18 protein-coding genes are annotated in these 21,081 nt (G+C 56.4%); 11 read left to right on the forward strand and 7 right to left on the reverse strand.

Annotated features, from left to right (window positions below):
- The first annotated feature begins 12 nt into the window (after positions 1–12).
- A complete protein-coding gene (locus tag GJU83_RS15750; protein WP_069184650.1) occupies positions 13–678 on the forward strand; it encodes a DNA-3-methyladenine glycosylase I in 666 nt (221 codons plus the stop codon).
- A gap of 90 nt (positions 679–768) precedes the next feature.
- Positions 769–2,868: a TonB-dependent siderophore receptor gene (locus GJU83_RS15755; protein WP_069184649.1), complete on the forward strand. Its 2,100-nt coding sequence runs from the start codon at positions 769–771 to the stop codon at positions 2,866–2,868.
- Between the two features lie 165 nt (positions 2,869–3,033).
- Here GJU83_RS15755 and GJU83_RS15760 read toward each other — a convergent pair whose 3' ends face one another.
- Positions 3,034–3,945 carry a pirin family protein gene (locus tag GJU83_RS15760; RefSeq protein WP_153634660.1) on the reverse strand — a complete coding sequence of 304 codons (912 nt, stop codon included), beginning with the start codon at positions 3,943–3,945 and terminating at the stop codon, positions 3,034–3,036.
- 158 nt (positions 3,946–4,103) lie between these two features.
- On the opposite strand from GJU83_RS15760, the gene GJU83_RS15765 reads away from it, so the two are divergent.
- Positions 4,104–5,123 carry a sodium:calcium antiporter gene (locus GJU83_RS15765; protein ID WP_153634661.1) on the forward strand — a complete coding sequence of 340 codons (1,020 nt, stop codon included), beginning with the start codon at positions 4,104–4,106 and terminating at the stop codon, positions 5,121–5,123.
- A gap of 43 nt (positions 5,124–5,166) precedes the next feature.
- Here the strand turns inward: GJU83_RS15765 and GJU83_RS15770 are convergent, their stop codons facing one another.
- Genes GJU83_RS15770 through GJU83_RS15785 form a run of 4 tightly spaced genes read right to left on the reverse strand, consistent with a single transcriptional unit; the run spans position 5,167 to position 8,436 of the window.
- Positions 5,167–5,919 carry a LytR/AlgR family response regulator transcription factor gene (locus GJU83_RS15770; RefSeq protein WP_153634662.1) on the reverse strand — a complete coding sequence of 251 codons (753 nt, stop codon included), beginning with the start codon at positions 5,917–5,919 and terminating at the stop codon, positions 5,167–5,169.
- A complete protein-coding gene (locus GJU83_RS15775; RefSeq protein ID WP_153634663.1) occupies positions 5,916–6,989 on the reverse strand; it encodes a sensor histidine kinase in 1,074 nt (357 codons plus the stop codon). Before GJU83_RS15775 ends, GJU83_RS15770 begins: the two co-directional genes overlap by 4 nt.
- Positions 6,986–7,660 carry a hypothetical protein gene (locus GJU83_RS15780; protein ID WP_153634664.1) on the reverse strand — a complete coding sequence of 225 codons (675 nt, stop codon included), beginning with the start codon at positions 7,658–7,660 and terminating at the stop codon, positions 6,986–6,988. Before GJU83_RS15780 ends, GJU83_RS15775 begins: the two co-directional genes overlap by 4 nt.
- A gap of 11 nt (positions 7,661–7,671) precedes the next feature.
- Positions 7,672–8,436, reverse strand: coding sequence for a MipA/OmpV family protein (locus GJU83_RS15785; RefSeq protein WP_167516407.1), 765 nt, complete (start codon positions 8,434–8,436; stop codon positions 7,672–7,674).
- 205 nt (positions 8,437–8,641) lie between these two features.
- Here GJU83_RS15785 and GJU83_RS15790 point away from each other — a divergent pair, with 205 nt between their 5' ends.
- The 5 genes from GJU83_RS15790 (at position 8,642) to GJU83_RS15810 (ending at position 14,516) form a co-directional block, all read left to right on the forward strand.
- Positions 8,642–9,340 (forward strand): aspartate/glutamate racemase family protein, encoded by a 699-nt coding sequence (locus tag GJU83_RS15790; protein WP_153634666.1) that lies wholly within the window; start codon positions 8,642–8,644, stop codon positions 9,338–9,340.
- Positions 9,341–9,414: 74 nt separating this feature from the next.
- Complete coding sequence (locus GJU83_RS15795; protein ID WP_153634667.1) at positions 9,415–10,617, forward strand: cation:proton antiporter; 1,203 nt, start codon at positions 9,415–9,417, stop codon at positions 10,615–10,617.
- 111 nt (positions 10,618–10,728) lie between these two features.
- A complete protein-coding gene (locus tag GJU83_RS15800) occupies positions 10,729–12,915 on the forward strand; it encodes an OsmC domain/YcaO domain-containing protein (RefSeq protein WP_153634668.1) in 2,187 nt (728 codons plus the stop codon).
- A gap of 89 nt (positions 12,916–13,004) precedes the next feature.
- Positions 13,005–13,478, forward strand: coding sequence for a hypothetical protein (locus tag GJU83_RS15805; protein ID WP_153634669.1), 474 nt, complete (start codon positions 13,005–13,007; stop codon positions 13,476–13,478).
- 72 nt (positions 13,479–13,550) lie between these two features.
- Positions 13,551–14,516 (forward strand): surface lipoprotein assembly modifier, encoded by a 966-nt coding sequence (locus tag GJU83_RS15810; RefSeq protein ID WP_153634670.1) that lies wholly within the window; start codon positions 13,551–13,553, stop codon positions 14,514–14,516.
- Positions 14,517–14,526: 10 nt separating this feature from the next.
- On the opposite strand, the gene GJU83_RS15815 is transcribed toward GJU83_RS15810, so the two are convergent.
- Positions 14,527–15,849, reverse strand: coding sequence for a S8 family serine peptidase (locus GJU83_RS15815; RefSeq protein ID WP_153634671.1), 1,323 nt, complete (start codon positions 15,847–15,849; stop codon positions 14,527–14,529).
- A gap of 127 nt (positions 15,850–15,976) precedes the next feature.
- Here GJU83_RS15815 and GJU83_RS15820 point away from each other — a divergent pair, with 127 nt between their 5' ends.
- The 3 genes from GJU83_RS15820 (at position 15,977) to GJU83_RS15830 (ending at position 18,866) form a co-directional block, all read left to right on the forward strand.
- The gene (locus GJU83_RS15820) at positions 15,977–16,468 is read left to right on the forward strand and encodes an RNA polymerase sigma factor (protein ID WP_069184641.1); all 492 of its coding nucleotides are present in this window, start codon (positions 15,977–15,979) and stop codon (positions 16,466–16,468) included.
- Complete coding sequence (locus tag GJU83_RS15825; RefSeq protein ID WP_069184640.1) at positions 16,465–17,190, forward strand: anti-sigma factor family protein; 726 nt, start codon at positions 16,465–16,467, stop codon at positions 17,188–17,190. The genes GJU83_RS15820 and GJU83_RS15825 overlap by 4 nt, the downstream gene beginning before the upstream one ends.
- Positions 17,191–17,300: 110 nt before the next feature.
- Positions 17,301–18,866, forward strand: coding sequence for a glutamate synthase-related protein (locus tag GJU83_RS15830; protein WP_153634672.1), 1,566 nt, complete (start codon positions 17,301–17,303; stop codon positions 18,864–18,866).
- Here the strand turns inward: GJU83_RS15830 and GJU83_RS15835 are convergent.
- On the reverse strand, positions 18,836–20,929 hold the full coding sequence (locus tag GJU83_RS15835; protein WP_153634673.1) for a DUF8754 domain-containing protein: 2,094 nt from the start codon (positions 20,927–20,929) through the stop codon (positions 18,836–18,838). The genes GJU83_RS15830 and GJU83_RS15835 overlap by 31 nt on opposite strands.
- Positions 20,930–21,081: the final 152 nt, after the last annotated feature.

The raw sequence follows: 21,081 nt of genomic DNA on the forward strand, positions 1-21,081 counted from the left end.
TCAGAGACCGATATGCCCTTTTCCCGCATCTACGAAAAAGCCGTTCTTCAAAAAGGCGGAGAGAGCGAAGTTCGCGCACGGCTGCCCAAGGTGGCCCAACCCGGCGAACTGGAAGCTCTGGGTGACGACCGATACCTGTCGGAAATCACCCGGTGCATCTTCAAGGCAGGTTTCGTCTGGCGGGTGATCGAAAACAAATGGCCGAAGTTTGAGGAAGCGTTCGAGGGGTTCGTTCCCCTTTACTGGCAACAGGTTTCTCCCGAGGTACTTGAACAGTTGGCCAGCGATGAGCGGATCGTACGAAACGCCCAGAAAATTCAGACCGTGCCCGAAAATGCCCGGATGATTGTGGATACCGCCCGGGAACACGGCAGCTTCGGCAAGTTTCTGGCCAATTGGCCACGTAGTGACCAGGCAGGCCTGCTTATCTGGCTAAAACACAACGGAGCCCGGCTTGGCGGCAACAGCGCCCAGTATTTTCTGCGCCGCGTGGGCTGGGACGGTTTTATTCTTTCCCGCGATGTGATTGCTGCGCTGCACCGCGAGGAAGTGCTGGATGCCTCGCCTACCAGCAAGAAGGGGCTCATGCAGGCGCAGGAGGCCTTTAACCGCTGGCACGAAGAGAGCGGCCTGCCGTACAGCCATATCTCAAGAATTCTGTCTTTTACTGTGGACTGAACCGGGCAAGCAAAAAGACATCAGTTCTTGTAAACTTAATAATAATTGTTATCATTCGCCTCCGCATTAACAACAGAGGCGTAAACACCCATGAAAGCCCCAAGCTCCCGGCGCTGCAGTTTCGTCGCGTTCGCTTCCCTGCTCGGCGCCAGTTCCCTGGCCAATGCACAATCCCAGGCCGATGAAACCACCACACTCGAGGCACTCGATGTGGTATCCGACGCCATTACTGCTCCCGACTACATGCCCCTGGAGAAGACACCAGCCGTTGGCAAGCTCAATGTTCCGGTAGAAGAGCAACCCTATTCAGTCTCCATCGTTGATCGCGGATTCATCGAAGATTCCGGGGCCAAGAACATTCAGGATGCCCTGCTTTATACACCCGGCGTAAATGCAGGAAACTTTGGCTTTGATACCCGAATTGATGCCGCAAAGGTACGCGGGGTCGACGCTGGCCGCTATCTCGATGGCCTGCGCCAGATCTACGGTTCGTACAACACCGTTCGCACCAATGTTTACGCCCTGGAGAGCATCGAAGTTCTCAAAGGCCCGTCGTCCATGCTTTATGGCCAGAGCGATCTTGGCGGCATCATCAACGGGGTATCCAAGCTCCCGGAAGATGAGCAGGCCGGTGAAATCTGGGCCCAGTACGGTACCTTCAATCGCAAGCAACTGGCAGTGGACGTGACCGGCCCGGTCAACGAAAGCGGTGATTTGCTGTACCGCCTCATCGCACTTGGGCGCGACAGCGACACCCAGGTAGATTATGTGGAAGACGACGGCTACGTACTCTCCCCTTCCCTGACCTGGCGGGCCAGCGATGACACGAGCGTCACTCTGCTGCTGAACCGTCAGGAGAACAAAGGCCAGGTATCCGCCCAGTTCCTGCCGCAGGCCGGCACCCTGGAACCAGGTTCGCAGGGCTTTATCGGTTCCGAGCGGTTCGTTGGTGAGCCAGGCTGGGATCGCTATGACCGCGAGAAAACCGAAGCCACCCTGTTTGTCGATCATCAGCTGAATTCCAACTGGGCGGTGTCTGCCACGGCACGTTACACCCGTTCCAGCACCGAGAATCGCGAGCATTGGATCACGATTCCCAGTATTCCAGATGCCAATGGCGAGGTGCCGCGCACCATTTACACGGCAGACGCTGAAACCCAAATCTTCAACATGGATGCTCGCCTGGAAGGCGACGTTGAGCTTGGCATGACCCGCCATCGCCTGATCATCGGTGCCGACCGCCAGGATGCCCTGTGGGAACAGGACAACTACTTCTACGGCTACGGCCTTGGAGGCACCTTCGATGTGTATGATCCGCAGTACGGCAACCTGAACGACGGTGTTATCAACCCGTCAGACCGCCCGGACAACGAGATCGAACAAATCGGTCTGTACGTCGCCGACCACATCGAAATCGGGCCCGTCGTTGTATCCGCCGGCCTCCGCCACGACTGGGCCGAAAATCGCCGGTTGGCCGTGTCCGGATCAGACACCGTCAGTGATGAAGAGGCAACCACCGGTCGCGCAGGTTTGATGTACCGGTTTGATAACGGAATTTCTCCGTATATCAGCTACGCAGAAGCCTTTAGCCTGAATCTTGGCACCGACGGAACGGCCGCGGGGAATACCCTTAAGCCAACCACTGGCGATCAGCAGGAAGCGGGTGTGAAGTACGTTTCCCCGGACCAGTCCCTGGGCATCACCGCTGCTTACTTCGACATCACTCAGGAGAACCGGGTCAGCGACGGCAGCACCCCCGGCGGTGTGGAGCAGACCGGCGCGGTAATTAACGGCTGGGAACTGCAGGTAAACAAGCGCTGGCAGCGTTTCGAAACCCAACTGGCCTACACCGATATGAACGCAAGGGACGACGCCTCCGGCAACCGTCTGCCCTATGTAGCCGAACGCCAGGCCTCCTGGTGGAGCCAGCTCTACATCGCCAGCAACTGGCGGTTTGGAGCCGGGGTTCGCTATGTGGGTGACAACGTTGGCTCAGGCGGCGGGCCCGTTGTTCCCTCCGTTACCCTCTACGACGCCATGATTGGTTATACCTGGCAAAACTGGGATTTCACTATAGACGCCAAGAACCTGGCCGATGAAGAGTACATCACCTGGTGCCGCTCTGTGGGCGCAGACTGCGGCTACGGCGAGCGGCGCACTGTGAATGCCAACGCCAAGTATCGTTTCTGATACGTCAACCTGACATCTCTGATCGCCGCAGCCTGAACTTTGCTGTGGCGATCAACTCTTCTTTTTCTTCTTCTTTTTGGCCTTCTCGTACAACTCACGCAATGCCGTGGGATTTTTCCCTTTAGCCGAGCCATGAGATTCCAGGATACGTGTCCAGATAGCCTGCTAGTAAGGAATGAACTCTTCCTCATCACCCACCACTTTTTCAAAACGACCGGCTCGCCAGTCTTCCCTTGCCTGGTCAATGCGGGCTTTGCTGGACGAGACAAAGTTCCACTCAATAAACCGCTTCCCCAGAGGCTCACCGCCAATGACAACAATACGGGAATCCTCCGTGGCGGTGATGGCAACACCGGGCTCACTCGAAAAGACCGTCATGCTATGGGTAGGAAGTTCGGAGCCATGGGCTTGGAGGGCCCCACTCGCTATGTAAACCGCCCGCTCAGGCGCCTCGGGTAATGTCAGAGTCTGGCCGGCTTCGAGGGTGGCTTCCAGATACAGGGTTTTGCAGAACTTGGGCACGGGCGACGTTACTCCATAGGCACTGCCGATCATAACTCGCACCGGCACGCCGTCGATTTCCAATGAAGGGATATCATCGTTGGAATAATGGTGGAACGCTGGCGCTGTTTCCTCGTCGGTTTCCGGTAAGGCCAGCCAAAGCTGGAGACCGTGCAACCGGTGGTCAGTGGCCGTTATCTCGGGGCGCTCCCGCTCGGAATGGGCGATACCGCTGCCCGCCACCATAAGGTTGATATCTCCGGGCCGGATGGGCTGGCAGCTACCCACCGAGTCCCGATGCAGTATCTCACCCTCGAACAGATAGGTTACCGTGGCGAGGCCGATGTGCGGATGAGGCAACACGTTGATGCCCTGGCCCGCCGGGAAGTCCGCCGGTCCCATTTCATCAAAAAATATCCAGGGCCCGACCATTTTTCGCTTTGCGGTTGGCAACAGACGGCGGACAGAAAAACCTCCCAGATCGGCTACCCTGGGGCTCAAGATCGTCTCAATAGCGCTGCACGGCGCATCGGCTGAATCACAGCTCTGTTCAACAGATTCCATAAGATTGCTCATGCATCGCTCCCGTGTGTTCTGAACCTGGTACCTGATCTTTCTGAATCTATTATAGAAGCCCGAATTTCTTTCTGGGCGCCGATAATCCCTCTGGCCATTCCCCAACCGCTATAGTTACCTTGAGCAACCCAACCAATCACAACAGGCTGGAGCCTTGAGTGTTTCCATCACTGACTACCGGCATCATCGCTTTTGCCATCGCATCCGTTGTTATTGTGACAGCCGGCAGCCGACTCGCGCGGGTAGCCGATGAACTGGCTGATCGCACGGGTCTGGGAGAGGCATTGTTCGGCATCTTTTTGCTGGCGGGCGTGACATCACTGCCCGACTTCGCCGCCACTCTCAGCGCGGCCATGGATTCAAGGCCGGATCTTGCCATGAGCAATGTGATGGGCAGTATGGCGGCGAATCTGGTGTTTCTGGGCATCGCCGACATCATGTACCGCAAAGCGAACCTGGAGCACGCGGCCGCATCCTCAACCAATCTGATGCTCGCTGCGTTGTTGATTGTTTTGCTGGCTTTGCCGTTACTGGCCATTGCCAGCCCACCGTTATCCCTCTGGGGAATACACCCAATCACACCCGTGATTACGGCAGCGTATCTGTTCGGGCTTCACCTGGTTCGCAAAACAGACAGTAAACCCATGTGGTTTCCCCGACTGACCCGCCAGACCGTTCCCGACAAGCCTGGCCATTACCTTCGCGGTGGCCTTGCCCAGGCCTGGGTTACTTTCATCATTCTGGCGGCCATTACAGGCGTCGCCGGATGGATACTGATGGAAGGGGCCAAAGTGATCAGTGACGAAACGGGCCTCTCTGATACCCTGATTGGCGGTCTGTTCACCGCGCTGGCTACTTCCTCACCCGAGCTGGTCACCACGATTGCCGCTATTCGCAGAAACGCGCTGACACTGGCAGTGAGCAACATTTTCGGCACCAACTGTTTTAACATGCTGGTGATCGCGTCAGCCGATGTCGGCTACCCTGGCGGTTCCATCTATCACGACATAACCCCGATACAAATGACCTGGGGGCTGGTAAGCATCCTAATGACAGCCACACTGCTGATGGGGATGGTCCGTCGCCAACGCTACGGGATTGGGAAGATCGGGTTTGAAAGCGCCCTGATGCTTTCGGTCTATGCCGTGGCACTGATCATTGTGACGGTCAGCGGATAGCAGGGGGCACTCGATCCGCCACTCTGATGACTCTACATGAGCTTCACATCTGCTTGAAAAGATGTGAATTGGCTCGACTCACCGGAAGTACCCTGTCAATGCTGTCAATAATAACCTGATAGTATCCGTCTTGATCGCGCTCTACCCTGGAAATACGGCCGACCTGCACTATCGTCGCCCGATGAATTCGCCAAAACTGACCACTGTCGAGCGTTTCCGTTAATTCCTTGATGCTTTTTCGAATCAGGAATTCCCCGTTCTCGGTCACCACTGTTGTGTATTTGTCCTCAGCGATAAAACAACAGACATCGCCCAGCGGTATCACATGAACCTGTTGACCTCGGGTGGCGTTGATCCAGCGCAGTTCGCCTGAACCCGCCACCGGTAATAGGCGCTTCAGCTGCGCAGCATCCAGCTCATACTTCACTGTCCTTTCGTCACGCTTTCTCAGTCTTTCAATACACTGATACAAACGGTCCCCATGCACGGGTTTCAGCAAATAGTCCACCGCTTCATGTTCAAACGCTTCCAATGCATGTTGATCGTAGGCTGTAACGAAAACAAGATGCCCGGAAAAGCCTATTTCGCGCAGAATACCAGCTGTCTCAATGCCACTCATTCCTGGCATCTTTATGTCCATAAACACCGCGTGCACATCAACATCCCTGATCCGCTCAACTGCTTCCACGCCCGAGCCGACACAGATCACCTGCTCTACCTCTTCCCAGAGATCCTGGAGCAGTTTCTGAAGGTTGAATCTCAGTAAAGGTTCATCATCAACAACCATGACATTCATGTTGTGCCCTCTGGATTGACCGGCCACCGAACGGTGGCAACGCAGCCGGTTACAGAGCCCTTTGCATCTGTTTGATTGGCCAATATCAGCGATGCGTTTGTTCCGTACAGCAGCGCCAGACGCTGATGAATGTTATCAACGGCGATCCCGTGCCCAACACTTTTGTTCTGACGATAATCTTTTCTCAGGCCCAGCCCCGTATCACGAATGGTAACGCAGCATCGCTCGGGCCCGACATCAACCAGAACCCGGATATGGCCGCCTTCAAGTTTCGGCTCGATACCATGAATAACCGAATTTTCAACCAGCGGCTGCAGGGTAAATGGCGGACAGCTCACTCCAGCGATGTCATCCTGCACGACAACCTCAAAGCTTAACCTGCCTCCCATTCTAGTGCGCTGTATCGAAAGATATGCTTTCACAAACTCCAACTCCTCAGACAGAGGAATCAGTTGACGCTCGGCTTTGGTCATGGAACCTCTGAGCAACCCGGTAAGATCATCCAGAACCGTTTTCGCTGTCTCCGGTCGCACGTCAATCAATACGCGTATATTGGCAAGTGTGTTGAACAGGAAGTGCGGCTCAATTCTGGACTGCAGCACCTGGTAGTTGGATTCCGCCAGCTGTTTTTCCTGTTCAAGGGTTCGCATACGTTGAGCCTGTAATTCTCTGCGTTTGCGGCTCAGACGATGCGAGTTATAAAAAACATAGGTCACCAGTAAACTGAACAGAACCTTGAGTATCAGGTCAGAAGCTGGCGCCTCACGAACTTCCTCGAACGTACCATATATCTGGTAGAACAGATGGACGATGCCAATCACAACTCCTACCAGGTAACCAATGACCGTCGCCACCAGTATGGACGTCCGGTTTTCAAGATAATGAATGCTGATGCGTATCGCACACAGGCACGACACTCCGAAGACAAGAGCCACCTGTAGTGTCAGCCAGAAATCGCCTGCGTCGGTTAACCAGATTACCAACGAAATCAAATAACAGATTACAAGCGTTGGGAAGGTATCTCTGAGCAGGTCGTGGCGCCGCCACAGACGTTGGATCACAGTGATCATGATGTGTGCCCTGCTCCATTAAACGCCAGGTGCATACCCGTGGCCACGAACCAGAGAATGCCGCCAAGCCCGAACGCTGCACCGAACCCTGAAAGTTGCGGCAATGCAGTGGCCGTGCCTGCCATACCGACCACCAGGGCGCCCCACTGAATGGCTTCTGGCAGTGACTGTCGCTGCCGGGCGGCACAGAAAACCAGAATCAGCCATACTCCTCCCACCAGTTCGTTTCCGCCACCCAGACCGTTGATAACCACATGAAGCGACACAAAAGCCTGTGGCGCCAGTTCCGGATGGACATCCGCCAGGGTGATCACCATATCGTGCCCAACAGTTGCCACCAGGCCCGCGGCAATCACGAGGGCCACCCACAGGAAAGCCACGAGCGATGCAGCGCGGCTCAGGGCTGTTCCCGGCAACAACGCCGACAGCCCGAACTGCATGGTGAGCAGCGCAAAACCGAACACGAGGTAAATAACAAAATACCATGTATACAGAAAACTGCTGTGCTCCTGCAGGTAAATAAGCTGGGAGGTGATGTCTGCCGATAGATTCCCGAACTGAATCTGAGTCAGGAAGGCAAGATAAAAGACCATTCCGAACAGAAACGTTAATCCGGCAAGAATACCGGCAAGCCCTCCGGTTCGTTCACGAGATGCTAGAAGAAAACTCATTTGCTTTGCTCCTAGAACCGGTAAAAGACTGCAATACCGCCAGACCAGTAACCTTTGCGCTCCACGATTGAGCTATCGCCAACGCCGTCGCCAAGATTCTCATAACCAAACGCGAACACCGAATGCCAATGGTTTCCCAGTTTCTGGACGTGAGAAACCGACGCCCGCATCACGACCGATTTCTCTCCGTCGTAGGCCGCAATGTTTGCAGACGCCTCTTGCTGACTAACTCCGTAGTAGTAGTCAACAAGCTTTCGGGATTGCTGACGCACGTCAATGCTTGGTACCAGAGCGCCACCCCACATGACCAATTCTCGCGATACGACAATACCCCATTCATGACCGCCATGCCGGTCTAACATATCGACCGACGCAAAGGTCGCGAGATCAACCCAGGGTGTAACCTGCTCCCATTTGATAAGGAATTCACCGGTGTCGTCCCGGTCTTCCAGTGCTTTCAGAATTCTGTTCTCAGCCGGGTCGAACGCAGACTGGCGTAACTGCACCATCAACTTGAGCGTGCCGGTAGACGAGGGTGAGGTGACCAGCCCAACACCCTCCGGATTTGCCACGAGCATTCGCCAACGCAGATCAGCATAAGGTACGACGACATGCTGATCACTCTCGCCCTTTACATGGCGCTGGATAGAGGCACCGGAAAGGCCAAGACTCGCCTCCCAGTCGGAAGCGCTGACCGGGCCAGCCAGGATAAACAAGACAAATGCCGTAAAAGTAAGCCTTAACCGAATGGTAAGTTGAGCGGCTAACGGGTTCATTTTGATAGTCTCCATGTGAATGAATTCAGGCGGTAGAACAGCAAGTGCCACGGAGTTTCACACGGGTAGAGGATCTGCAGGAAAGCTTGAGATAAACGGTTGATATGGACGACAAGCCGGCATAAATCGAGATGGACGGTAACGCCAATCCGACCGCACGAGACTGTGCTACAGTCCAAAAAAACTCTGTTCTGGGATTTCTTGTATGAAAACCATTGGCCTTCTCGGCGGCATGAGCTGGGAATCCACGCAGACCTATTACCGCCTGCTCAATGAAGGCGTGAAGACTCGGCTGGGCGGCCTGCATTCCGCGAAGATTGTGCTCTACAGCGTCGATTTCGCCGACATTGAAGCGCTTCAGCACAAGGGAGAATGGGGAGCCACTGCCCGAATCCTCTCGGATGCCGCGTTATCGCTTGAGAAGGCAGGTGCCGATTTCCTGGTGATCGGTACCAACACCATGCACAAAGTGGCGCCGGAGATTGAACAGGTGCTCCGCATTCCCTTGCTACACATCGCGGATGCCACGGCAAAGATTCTTTCCCGGGATGGCATCGGTCGCGTTGGCTTGCTGGGCACCCGGTTTACCATGGAGCAGGCGTTTTACCGGGAACGCCTCGAAAACGCAGGTATTGACGTGGTCATCCCCGATGAACCCCAGAGGCACCTGATTCACCGGGTAATCTACGAGGAGTTGTGTCTGGGACAGGTTGTGGCCGACTCCCGCCGTGCCTACCTTGAGGTTGTCGACTCGCTGGCAGAGCGCGGCGCCGAAGCCGTGATTCTGGGATGCACTGAAATTGGCCTGCTGATCAGACAGGCCGATACCCCTGTGCCTCTGTACGATACCACTGGCATCCATGCCGCCCAGGCTGTGGAGCTGGCGCTCGCGGAGGCGAAGTAACCGACTGAAAAATCCCGTAATGTGCTCTTCATCCCGGAACGTCCAAGCATAACGAGAAGGATCCCACGGCGCAGATGATCGAACGACTCCCCGAGTGGCTGCCAATCCAAACCTCGCAGGCAACCGTGAACATTATCCTGCTTGGCGTGATTCTGACCGCCAGCATTTTTGCAGACACGATCGCCCGTCGCACCAGAGTGCCGCGCATCTCGATCCTGATGTTGGTGGGCATTGTTATTGCGGTCATTCATCAGGTGTGGCTCGGCCAGCGAGACGGCGACTTGCTCGGAGGGTTGACTGAACCCCTGATCCAACTGGCTCTGGTGATGGTCGCTTTCCTTCTGGGCAGCGAATTAAAGGTGAGCCGGCTTCGAAGAACGGGGCCACTTATTCTGGTTGTGTCACTTTTCGTGATTGTCGGTGGGGGCCTGCTGGTGGGCGCGGGTTTGCTCGCATTGGGATACCCACTTGTTGTGGCGGTAAGCCTGGCGGCCATATCAGTGGCGACCGACCCCGCGGCCGTCAGCGAATCTGTAAAGGAAAACCGGAAAGCGGGGCTATTGCCCAAGGTGCTGCTGGGTATCGTTGCCATTGATGATGCCTGGGGCATCGTTGTCTTCGGATTGAGTATGGCCACGCTCGGCTGGGTGATCGGTAGCGAAGCAGAGCTGGCCTTGCTGCATGCACTATGGGAACTGGGGGGTGCTGTTCTGCTGGGCGCCGCGATCGGCTTGCCGGCAGTATGGCTTACGGGTCGTTTAAGACCCGGCGAACCCACGCAGGTTGAGGCAATCGCGCTGATCCTGCTGCTAGCCGGGTTCTCCTCGTCGATGGGAGTATCGGCTCTGCTCGCCTCAATGGTTGCCGGGAGCCTGGTTGCCAACCTGTCACATCACCACACCCGGTCATTCCGGGAAATCGAGCACATTGAATGGCCGTTCCTGGTGTTTTTCTTCGTTCTATCCGGGGCGAGCGTCAATCTTTACCAGGCAACAGATGCAATCGTTCTGACCGTTTCCTACATTGCCCTTCGTGTGGCCGGTCGAGTTCTGGGTGGCTACCTCTCAACCCTGGTGGCACCCGCCAGGGGCAAAAAGCTCCCCGGCAGTATTGGTCTTGCGCTAACGCCACAAGCGGGCGTGGCTATTGGCATGGCACTTCTGGCGGCAGAGCGCTTCCCGGAACTACGCGATACCATACTGCCGGTGGTTGTCGCCTCCACGATCATCTTTGAATTGCTGGGTCCGGTGCTTGTGCGGCGGGTCTTGCGATCCTGATTTTGCGCCTATCCGTAGAAGACCGACCAAGACGAACGCGGGCAAAAACTGGATAATGGCCGCCATTAAAAGCCATGGCGCGCCAAATTCTCCGATCCAGGACTCTGTGTAATGGAAATCAACGTCAACTTTCTCGAGAACCTCAGACTTGAAGCCAAGTTTGACGATTTCACGGTCGTAACGGACCAGCCCATTCGCTACAAGGGCGACGGCTCGGCGCCCAGCCCGTTCGATTACTTCCTGGCCTCGTCGGCACTCTGTGCGGCGTACTTCGTTCGGGTTTACTGTCTCGCCCGGGACATTCCCACCGAAAATATCCGCCTGTCCCAGAACAACATCGTGGACCCGGAAAATCGATACAACCAGATCTTCAAGATTTCCGTGGAGCTGCCAGAGGATATCTCTGAAAAAGACCGACAAGGCATTCTGCGCTCGATCGATCGGTGCACGGTAAAAAAAGTTGTCCAGACCGGGCCCACCTTCGAGATTGAAACCGTCGAGAACCTGGACGCCGACGCCCAGGCACTGCTGATGACTCAGCCGGAAGGCGGCAGCCAGACCTTTATCGAAGGCAAGGACCTGCCGCTGGAGCAAACCATCGCCAATATGACCGGCATCCTCGAGGAGCTGGGCATGAAGATCGAGATCGCGTCCTGGCGGAACATCGTGCCGCACGTCTGGTCACTGCACATTCGCGATGCCGCCTCACCGATGTGCTTTACCAATGGCAAGGGCGCCACCAAGGAAAGCGCCCTTTGCTCTGCCCTGGGCGAGTTCATCGAACGGCTCAGTTGCAACTTCTTCTACAACGACCAGTTCTTTGGCGAGGAAATCGCCAACAGCGAGTTCGTCCATTACCCGAACGAAAAGTGGTTCAAGCCCGGGCCGAACGACGAACTGCCCGACGGCATCCTGGATGACCACTGTCTGGCCATCTACAATCCGGACGGCGAGCTTCGTGGCTCCAATCTGATCGACACCAACTCTGGCAGAGCCGACCGGGGCATTGTCTCCCTGCCCTACGTGCGAAAATCCGACGGCGAGACGGTGTATTTCCCGTCCAACCTGATCGAAAACCTGTTTCTCAGCAACGGCATGAGTGCCGGCAATACGCTGAACGAAGCGCAGGTTCAGTGCCTGTCGGAAATCTTTGAGCGCGCCGTCAAAAAGCAGATCATCGAAGAGGAAATCGCTCTGCCGGACGTACCCCGGGAGGTTCTTGAAAAATACCACGACATCCTGGAAGGCATTGAAGCGCTGGAGGCCCAGGGCTTCCCGACTCTGGTCAAAGATGCTTCCCTGGGCGGCCAGTTCCCGGTGATGTGCGTGACGCTCATGAACCCGCGCACTGGCGGCGTGTTTGCGTCCTTTGGCGCGCACCCGAACTTTGAAGTGGCTCTGGAGCGAAGCCTCACTGAGCTTCTGCAGGGGCGCAGCTTCGAGGGTCTCAACGACGTGCCGCCGCCGACCTTCAACAGCCTGGCCGTCACCGAACCGAACAACTTTGTGGAGCACTTCATCGACTCCACCGGCGTTGTGTCCTGGCGCTTCTTCAGCGCGAAATCCGACTATGAGTTTGTCGAGTGGGATTTCTCCGGCACCAACGCGGAGGAAGCGGAGTGTCTGTTCGGTATCCTCCGGGACCTGGGCAAGGAAGTGTATGTCGCGGTTTATGAGGAACTGGGCGCGCCGGTGTGCCGGATTCTGGTTCCCGGGTACTCAGAGGTGTACCCGGTGGAAGACCTGATCATGGACAACACCAACATGGCTCTGGACTACCGGGAAGACATCCTCAACCTGCACCGTCTGGACGAGGAGCAACTGGCCGATCTGGCGGAGCGACTGGAAGCCAGCCAGTTGGACAACTACATGACCATCATCACCCTGATTGGCGTGGAGTTTGATGAAAACACCGTCTGGGGTCAGCTCACCATCCTTGAGCTGAAGATCCTGATCTGCCTTGCCCTCCGGTGGCATGAAGAAGCGCTGGAGTTCGTCGACATGTTCCTTCAGTTCAACGACAACACCGTTGAGCGGGGCCTCTTCTACCGGGCGATGTACGCAGCGTTGGAAGTCACCCTGGATGACGAAATGGAAATGGACGACTACATCACCAACTTCACTCGCATGTTCGGCGAGAAAACCATGGAAGCCGTTGTTGGCTCAATAGACGGCACAGTCCGTTTCCATGGTCTTGAACCAACCAACATGCAGCTGGAAGGATTGGAAAAGCACCAGCGGTTGATCGAGAGCTACAAGAAACTGCATGTCGCACGGGCTGCCAAAGCAGGTTTCTAGGAAGTTCTGAATTTTTCTGGAATAAATCCGTTGCTGGTACGTCCTCCTGATGAAAGCCACCCGAAAGGGTAAAACAGGAGGACGTAACCATGAAAAAACACGTACTGACACTCGCAATCTGCTCACTTCTTTCCACCGGCGCCTATGCAGCCGAAGGCGCTGCCACTGCAAACGCACAGGCTGATGCCAACATGTCGGCCGAAGCCAGCAGCCAGAATGGCGTTTCCACGCAAGGCGGCGCATCGGCCAACGCGCAAGGCAGCGTAAATGGCAAGGCGGCTAGAGACGAAGCTCGCCAGAACGCCAATCGAGCTGTCAGCGCAGGTGTTGAGGCCGGTCAACAGGTGCGGGGCACGGCCTCGGCAACGGCAAACGTCGCCCGGAATGAAGCCAATGAGCAGGCTGGCAAGGCAAAAGATGAGATGAACAACACTCGCAACGCCGAAATCCGTGCTGAAACCCATCAACAAATCGGTACGTCTGTGTCCGATAGCGTCAGGAGCGAGGTTCAGAATTCCGTCAGGAGCACTGTAAAAGGTTCCGCCAGCGGCGGGATGCTCTGAACCGATAGCCAAATCTGAATCGCCGGGCCTCTTTTGGCCCGGCTCTTTTTTCAGCTGAGGAGAAACACCGTTATGAACTGCACGCGATCTCTACCGTTTGTTAGCGCTTTGGGTCTTATGACCACTGTGTGTTTTGCCGACGCCGCCGAACAAACTACCTTAAACGGACACCTGTCAGCCGGTTTTGAGCACGACAGCAATGTCTCCGTGGATGACCTTAACGCCTCATCGGACCAGAGTGATCAGGCCTGGGTTTTTGACGCCGGCCTGGAAGGGGTGCTGAAGCCTGCCGAACGACTGAACCTTACCCTCGGATACTCCCTCTCTGGCAGTCGATATCGGGAGCTTGATCAATTCGACCAGGACATTCACTTACTCTCCGCCGATCTGAGTTACGATTTTGATCCGGTAACCATTGGTACGAGCTACCATTATTCCCACTCGGTTTTGGGCTCAGAGCCCTTTCTCGATTTCCACAGGGCAAGCGCCTACCTCGGCAGCCTCATTGGTGACGATGTTTACCTGCTTGCGAGCCTGCAGGAAAAGCGTAAGGACTACGAGGAGAGCGAGGCGCGCGATTCGGACATCCGGGGCGCAAGCCTCGATTCGTTTTTCTTCTTTAATAACGCCAGGAGTCATTTCGTAATGGGCGTGGACTACGACAAGGAGGATGCCGAAGCGGAATCCTTCGACAACGAAGTCTGGCGAGTGCGGGCGACGTTGCTCAATCGCTTTTTGCTGGGAGGAGAGGATAATCGGATTCGTCTTGGCTGGCGATATGAAACACGGGACTACGACCAACCAGCGGTTTCTTCTTCTAGCTCGTTTCTCGACAACCCTTTCACCGGGGATTTTATCGACACGTCAGCCAGTCGTCGGGCCGAGCAGGCTAATGTTTTCGAAGCCAGTTGGCGAATTGGTCTGAACGGGACTTTCAGCGTCGAGCCCTCTGTGTCTCATGGTATTTACCAGGGCAACGAGGACTCCACCGACTACAGCCGAACCATTGCCGGCCTGACACTCAGGGCAGATTTCTGACGCGGGCAAGTCAATACGGCAGGAAACCGAAACCAAAAATACTGTCCCGACCAGGCTCACCCAGGTCCCGAGCCTGGTCTATCAATACCTCAACGGCCTTCTGTGGATTACTGCCATTGGCTTCACAGGCCAAGGCAGCTGCAACAACAGGAGCGGCCAGTGAAGTGCCACTCTCCGTCGCCAGGCCGCCCTCCGGGTCAGGAACGCTAACCGCAACACCATGGGCTGCGAACATCACGTGTTCTCCGCGACTTGCCCATCGGTAGAGCTCACCTGTGCGGGAGGTTGCGGTAACGCCAATCACTTCAGAATACGCCGCCGGGAACAGCGGTGACGCGGCGGGCCCCTCATTGCCAACCGCAGCAACCAACAACGTACCCTGATTGGCAAGTCGTCTGACCGCCGCTTCCAGTAGCCGGTTATCGGCACCGGTAAGGCTGATATTGATCACCGATGGTTCCTGTGTCGCCAGCCAGTCCAAACCCTTCAGCAAATGCACTAGCGTGGCTCCGGAGAGATTGTCTGTCCGCGAGTAAAAAACCGAGGCGTTAAAAAGGGTCGCACCCGGCAGCCTTGCCTCCCCTTCGCTACCCTGCCTGCCAACCAACTGGCCCGCGACCGCTGTACCATGTTGTTTTACAGGAGCCAGTTCACCGCGACTCCCTTCCAGCGACAAAAAACGTTGTTCGACTATACGGGCTGCACCAAAAGCGGGGTGTTCCGTTGCCACGGACGTGTCGATCATTCCTATTTTGACCGGCTCCTCACACAGGCTTACACCCGATCGAACGGCAGGCACTTCCGAAGAATCGGATGGACCTGTCCGCGGGCTGTATACGTGGTTGCGGTCCAGGCTGTCGGCCAGTTCCGGCAAGAGCTTGCGAAGACTCTCGTATGAATCCAGGTCCGGACGAACCCGAAATCTGGCCACGATCATGCCAAGCCCGGATAAGGTTGTACGTTCCAGAGCGGTGATCCCCGGATGGTCCAGGCGATTGATGTCCTCCGGCGTACCGGTCACCAGCCATTGCCTCTCTGCAGCCCTGAAGCCATCCTCCTGTACGACTTCATTAAACGCTTTTTGCCCTGATACTGTGTAGACAGGAAGGCTATCCGGAAGCGACTTGAGGGCACTCCGGAGGTTCTCAGCCTGTTGCTCTGCTCGACGAGTCGCTGCCCGCTCCACCAGCCGCTCGGCGTTTCGCTCCACCTGTCGGTTGATACCGCTCACCGGGTTGTTGATCAGTCCGTCCGCAGTGAGCGCGGTCGCAGATAACGGCGCCCAACACATGACCACAGCTGACAGAATCGACAATTTAAAAAGCGGCTTCATGGTTACCGTCCAAATTCTGGATTGTTTCACTTACTCTAACGGCCTGAACTGGAAAAAATTCCCTGACGCATGGAATAAAACGCGGGCCGGATCGTCTTCCCCATACACTCAACTCTGAAAAAGAACTATGCAACAGGAACTCAAGGATCTACTACCAGCCCTGAGAAGGTTTGCGTACTCCCTGACGGGCTCCATGGCCGATGCCGATGACCTCTTGCAGAATACCGTCGAGAGAATCCTGACCCGCGATATGCCCAGTGATGTCGATCTCACGAAATGGGCCTTCCGGATATGCCGCAATGTCTGGATAGACGAGTGTCGGGCTCGAAAGGTTCGTCGGGATGCCACCGAAAATCCGGAGTTAAGCGATGGGCAAGTGACCGATGGCGAGCATCAGACAACGAAAGAGATCGAGTGGAGCCGTGTGGACGCCGCCATGTCACGCCTTCCCGAAGACCAGCGACAGATCATTTCTCTCGTTGCTATCCAGGGAATGCCCTACAAGATGGTGGCGGAAATACTCGAGGTGCCCAAAGGCACTGTCATGAGCCGGCTGGCCCGTGCCCGGGCAGCCCTGAGCGAAGCTCTGTCACCCGCAACCTTGAGGAGCGAGTCATGAAGATTACAGACGAAACACTGTCAGCATTTCTGGACAGTGAACTGAGCCCATCGGAAATGGAGGCTGTCAGGGAGCGGCTCGCAACGGACCCATCCCTGACCGACCGGTTGGCGGAGCTTGCGGCCGTTGATTCAGAACTAAAGAGCCACTACGGCGACATTGATGACCGTCCCTTCCCCGAATCAGTCACCAGGATGCTCGCTGAGGATAATCGGGAGACGCCAAAGCCAACGGATAGCAATGTTGTATCGTTTCCCTGGTGGCGCAGACTGCGCGGGCATTCAGGTAAAGCCATTGCAGCAGCCGTGGTCGCAGGGTTCGCGATGGCGCAGTGGCTTACCATGCCAACCGCGGACAATGCGGTATGGTCAGAGGTAGCGGCGACACTGGACAGCCGCCCCAGCGGAGAAACCTATTCTGTGAATGCCAGCATCGAACTTACACCTCGACTGACCTTCAGAAACCAATCCGGTGAATGGTGTCGGCAGTTCCGGTTAGAGACCCACAGCAATGGGTCGGAGCAGATTGCCTGTCGCACCCATTCGGGGAACTGGGAACAGCGAGTTCAGGTGGAAACAGGTCAGGCAGTTGCAAGCGACGGCTACCGGACAGCCAGCGGAGGAAGCGTACTTGACGACCAACTCGACCGCATGATGGCGACGCCACCAATTGGCCCAGAGAAAGAACACGAATTGCTGGAGCGAAATTGGCGAACGGAATAGCACTGACAGCATTTCTGACCCACACTTGGTCATTACAAGTAGCCTATTTGCGTTTGATGCCCGTACACCTTTGTACATTTACCGGCATACGCCAAACAAGGAGCTTTGCAATGAGCAATCCGGTGATCGCTGATAACAAGCCCAAGAAAGTCAGTCTCAAAAAGGGCGAAGAATACGCCTTTTGCGTCTGTGGTCGTTCCAATAACCAGCCGTTCTGCGACGGTTCCCATGGAGACACCGGATTCAAACCCAAGGTCTTCAAGGCGGAAAAAGACGAAGAGGCAGTTCTGTGCCAGTGCAAACAGACCGGAAGCGCTCCCTACTGTGACGGCACCCACCAGCAGTTCAGCGATGATCAGGTTGGCAAGGAGGCACCTGATTCTGACGACGATGGCGACGATGAGAGCCAGTCCGGTGACGCTCCAAAAGCCAAGTCGACAAAGGACGAGCCGACGGTTGAGTTTATTCACCAGTTAGCGCGTGAGGGCCTGAGCAACATGGGCCACCATGGCCCAACAACCGCCATGGGCGTGCCCCGTCACACCCTGCCCCATTGGGACGATCTGCAGCTAATGGTGGCCCAGATGGCCAGCAAACCGTTGGCCGATGACGCCGAAGTATCAACGGAACTGGTGATCGGACCTGAAGCCCGCAAACCCCTCACCCTGAGCATGCCCCTTTTCGTTTCGGACATGAGCTTCGGCGCTCTATCGGAGGAGGCAAAAATTGCCCTGGCCCGGGGCGCCGAGCTTGCCGGCACCGGGATCTGCTCCGGCGAAGGCGGCATGTTGCCGGAGGAGCAGCAGGAAAACTCACGCTACTTCTATGAACTGGCCAGCGCCAAGTTTGGCTACAAAGAAGAGCTGTTGAAGAAAGTCCAGGCATTCCATTTCAAGGGTGGACAGGGCGCCAAGACCGGTACCGGTGGTCACCTGCCGGCCAACAAGAATACCGGCAAAATCTCACAGGTTCGCAACATTCCCGAGGGTAAATCTGCCATTTCACCACCCACGTTCGAGGATCTGCGCTCGGTCGAGGATTTCCAGCGCTTCGCCAGCCATGTTCGGGAAATCACCGGCGGAATTCCTGTAGGTTTCAAACTCAGCGCCAATCACATCGAGCGGGATGTTCAGTTCGCGCTGGATGCCGGCGCCGATTACATCATTCTGGACGGCCGTGGCGGCGGAACTGGCGCTGCGCCCGAAATCTTCCGCGACCACATCAGTGTGCCGACCATTCCGGCCCTGGCTCGCGCCCGGCGCTATCTGGATGATCGCGGCGCCAGCGGACGAGTCACGCTGATCGTGACCGGCGGCCTGCGGGTACCCATTGATTTCGTGAAGGCGATGGCCCTGGGTGCAGACGGCATTGCGATTGCCAACAGTGCCATGCAGTCCATCGGCTGTGTTGCTGCCCGTATCTGCAACACCAATAACTGCCCCGCTGGCATCGCAACCCAGAACAAGGATCTGCGCCAGCGGTTAAATGTGGACCAGTCGGCCAAACAGCTGCAGAACTTCCTTGAGGCCTCGGTCTCACTGATGCAGGTAATGGCAAGGGCCTGCGGCCATGACAGCCTCAGCAAACTGAATATCGATGACCTGTCCACCTGGCATCGGGAGATGGCCCTGCTCAGCGGCGTGCGCTACGCCGGTGTGCTCGATCCCTCTGCTTGAGGTTCATGCGCCTGAGATGCTTCTGCACTGGCCGCCAGGGTTCGAACCCGTTCAAAGTCCTCCTCGGTGAACACACCGTTCACCCCGGAGATGGCGGCCAGTTTCATGCCATGTTTCAGGCCGAGCTTGTAAATCTCCCGCACTTTCTCCCATTCGATGTTTCGGCCCAGGGTGAAGTTCTCGAAACGCGCCTCAAGGGCCAGCACAATGGTTTCCGCCAGGCAGGCATAGGCAATACCTTTGGGCAAGCCGATGTCTTTCATGTGTACGTCGCCCGGTAGCTGTATTTCGCCGGATTCGATCACCAGCACATCCGGACGCTTTGCCACGTCTTCTGCCGGAATATCCAGGGGGCGCGCTACGTCGGTGATCACACAACCCGGCTTCACTTTCATGATGTCGAGAATGCGTTTGCCGGCTCCGGAGGTGGCAGTGACGATCATGTCCATGTCCGCCAGATCGCGTTCGGCCGAACCGGCAACATGCACGATGGCCCCGGGCGTTTCCTGTTCGATGCTTTCCTTGAGCGCCAGGAGTTTCGCCGGCTCCGGTGCCGCTAGGTAGACCTCATCCACTGCCTTGGCCAGCAATCGTGCACAGACGGAGCCGATGGCACCTGTAGCACCCACCACCATCGCCTTGCCGGCGGCCTTGCCGCTGGCGCCGATACTTACCCGCCCTATTTTCTTCATGGCATCATGGGCCGCCCAAAGCGCACCGGAGGCACTGTAGCTGTTACCGGTTGTGATCGGCAGCGGTGCCCGCTTGGCCACCGTAATACCTGCATCCCCCACTACCTTGGTGAACGCCCCCAGGCCCATGATCTGGGCCCCGAGTTTCTTGGCCAGCTTTGCGGCCTGCAACAGCCGGGCGTAGGTAAATTCCGGCCCGTGGGCCATGATTTCCCGGGGGGTGCCACCCACGGTAATCAGCCAGCCCTCTACCTCATCGCCATTCGGTGACCGGATTCCGGACACCTTCGAATAAATAAACGGTGGTGAATAGGCGATGGCCTTTTCCACCAGGTTCATCACCACAGGAGGGGAAACATTGGCAACCCAATCCAGCGGCGGCGTCTTGGTGAGGTATTGCTGGGAAAGCGGATGAATAACAAACGCAAACCGGTTCACCCGACGGTAGCCATCCGGATACAGGATTCGCGGCTCAATACCGAGACTCTGGATAACATCCAGATAATCGTCCGGTCCCAGCTGATCCGGTGTTCTGGAGAGCGCGGCGCTGATCATCGCCTCCATCACATTCACGCCCAGGGGTCGGCCTTCCAGCCATGGACTGTAGTCAACGACCATGGCAACCCGGCGGGACCTCATCCAGTCGAGCGCCGAGTCAGTAACCCGCGAAGTTATGATGGTCTTGCCATCCAGCTCTTTCTGCGTGAAATGCTCCAGGTCTCCGATGGCGCCTACGATCACGTGGGAATCGGCCACGGCATGGTGCAATGAGCCTTTAACGAGGTTTTCACCCAGACGATATAAGGGTGTGTGAAGAATGGTTTCTACCGCTTTCACGGCTGCTGGCCTGAACATGATCGGAGCCGTCAGCGAGGTGTAGGTTTCCAGTTGCTTCAGGGAAGTCAGCAGCCTGGGCACCCCGAAATCCGTGTACGGGTCGGCAAAGAAAAGGTTGTCGGTGTGTTCCGAGAGGGACCGGGCAATTCGATAACCGGCCTGCCCATTCATAAACAGCACACGGGCGTTGTCGAAAAAATGCCCCAGTTCGGATTGGGTGTGGCGGACGGCCCATTCCTGCAGGATCGCCCTCAGGCCCGCACCGGTGGTCACGGGCTTGTCAGGCACACAGGCCTCCAGGCGAGCGGTATCGGGGTGTTCAAGCTGCTCCCGACCCACCTCATAGTGATCGTGGACCATACTCAGACCAATGGCGTCGGCCTGCGTGTGTACCGACTCAAGAACCGCTTCGGCACGGGAAAGGTCGCCGTCTGTGCCAATTCGAATAATCCGGAATGGCTGGCCGAGGAAGGAGGTCTCCAGATCGTAATCGTATTCGGAAGATCCCAGGCTGACACTGACAACGGTTTTCATATTCAGGCTTCCCTTTTCCCTGTTGTTATTGTTGAAGCATAAATCACAGTGCAGGCTTCTGCCTTAGCCCAGATCAAATTCCACACACCTATTCAACGTCTACAATAAGGTAGCGGGCCGAACGACCAATCAGACCTTCAAGGATTAATCAG

The sequence above is a fragment of the Marinobacter salsuginis genome (assembly GCF_009617755.1).
GTDB lineage: Bacteria > Pseudomonadota > Gammaproteobacteria > Pseudomonadales > Oleiphilaceae > Marinobacter > Marinobacter salsuginis.

Bases quoted from the DNA above. Each gene is read 5' to 3' on its own strand.
- GJU83_RS15825 (WP_069184640.1), top strand. From the start codon at position 16,465: ATGAAGATTACAGACGAAACACTGTCAGCATTTCTGGACAGTGAACTG.
- GJU83_RS15755 (WP_069184649.1), top strand. From the start codon at position 769: ATGAAAGCCCCAAGCTCCCGGCGCTGCAGTTTCGTCGCGTTCGCTTCC.
- GJU83_RS15760 (WP_153634660.1), bottom strand. From the start codon at position 3,945: ATGAGCAATCTTATGGAATCTGTTGAACAGAGCTGTGATTCAGCCGAT.
- GJU83_RS15785 (WP_167516407.1), bottom strand. From the start codon at position 8,436: ATGAACCCGTTAGCCGCTCAACTTACCATTCGGTTAAGGCTTACTTTT.
- GJU83_RS15775 (WP_153634663.1), bottom strand. From the start codon at position 6,989: ATGATCACTGTGATCCAACGTCTGTGGCGGCGCCACGACCTGCTCAGA.
- GJU83_RS15770 (WP_153634662.1), bottom strand. From the start codon at position 5,919: ATGAATGTCATGGTTGTTGATGATGAACCTTTACTGAGATTCAACCTT.
- GJU83_RS15805 (WP_153634669.1), top strand. From the start codon at position 13,005: ATGAAAAAACACGTACTGACACTCGCAATCTGCTCACTTCTTTCCACC.
- GJU83_RS15820 (WP_069184641.1), top strand. From the start codon at position 15,977: ATGCAACAGGAACTCAAGGATCTACTACCAGCCCTGAGAAGGTTTGCG.
- GJU83_RS15800 (WP_153634668.1), top strand. From the start codon at position 10,729: ATGGAAATCAACGTCAACTTTCTCGAGAACCTCAGACTTGAAGCCAAG.
- GJU83_RS15750 (WP_069184650.1), top strand. From the start codon at position 13: ATGCCCTTTTCCCGCATCTACGAAAAAGCCGTTCTTCAAAAAGGCGGA.
- GJU83_RS15810 (WP_153634670.1), top strand. From the start codon at position 13,551: ATGAACTGCACGCGATCTCTACCGTTTGTTAGCGCTTTGGGTCTTATG.
- GJU83_RS15795 (WP_153634667.1), top strand. From the start codon at position 9,415: ATGATCGAACGACTCCCCGAGTGGCTGCCAATCCAAACCTCGCAGGCA.
- GJU83_RS15830 (WP_153634672.1), top strand. From the start codon at position 17,301: ATGAGCAATCCGGTGATCGCTGATAACAAGCCCAAGAAAGTCAGTCTC.
- GJU83_RS15790 (WP_153634666.1), top strand. From the start codon at position 8,642: ATGAAAACCATTGGCCTTCTCGGCGGCATGAGCTGGGAATCCACGCAG.
- GJU83_RS15835 (WP_153634673.1), bottom strand. From the start codon at position 20,929: ATGAAAACCGTTGTCAGTGTCAGCCTGGGATCTTCCGAATACGATTAC.
- GJU83_RS15780 (WP_153634664.1), bottom strand. From the start codon at position 7,660: ATGAGTTTTCTTCTAGCATCTCGTGAACGAACCGGAGGGCTTGCCGGT.
- GJU83_RS15815 (WP_153634671.1), bottom strand. From the start codon at position 15,849: ATGAAGCCGCTTTTTAAATTGTCGATTCTGTCAGCTGTGGTCATGTGT.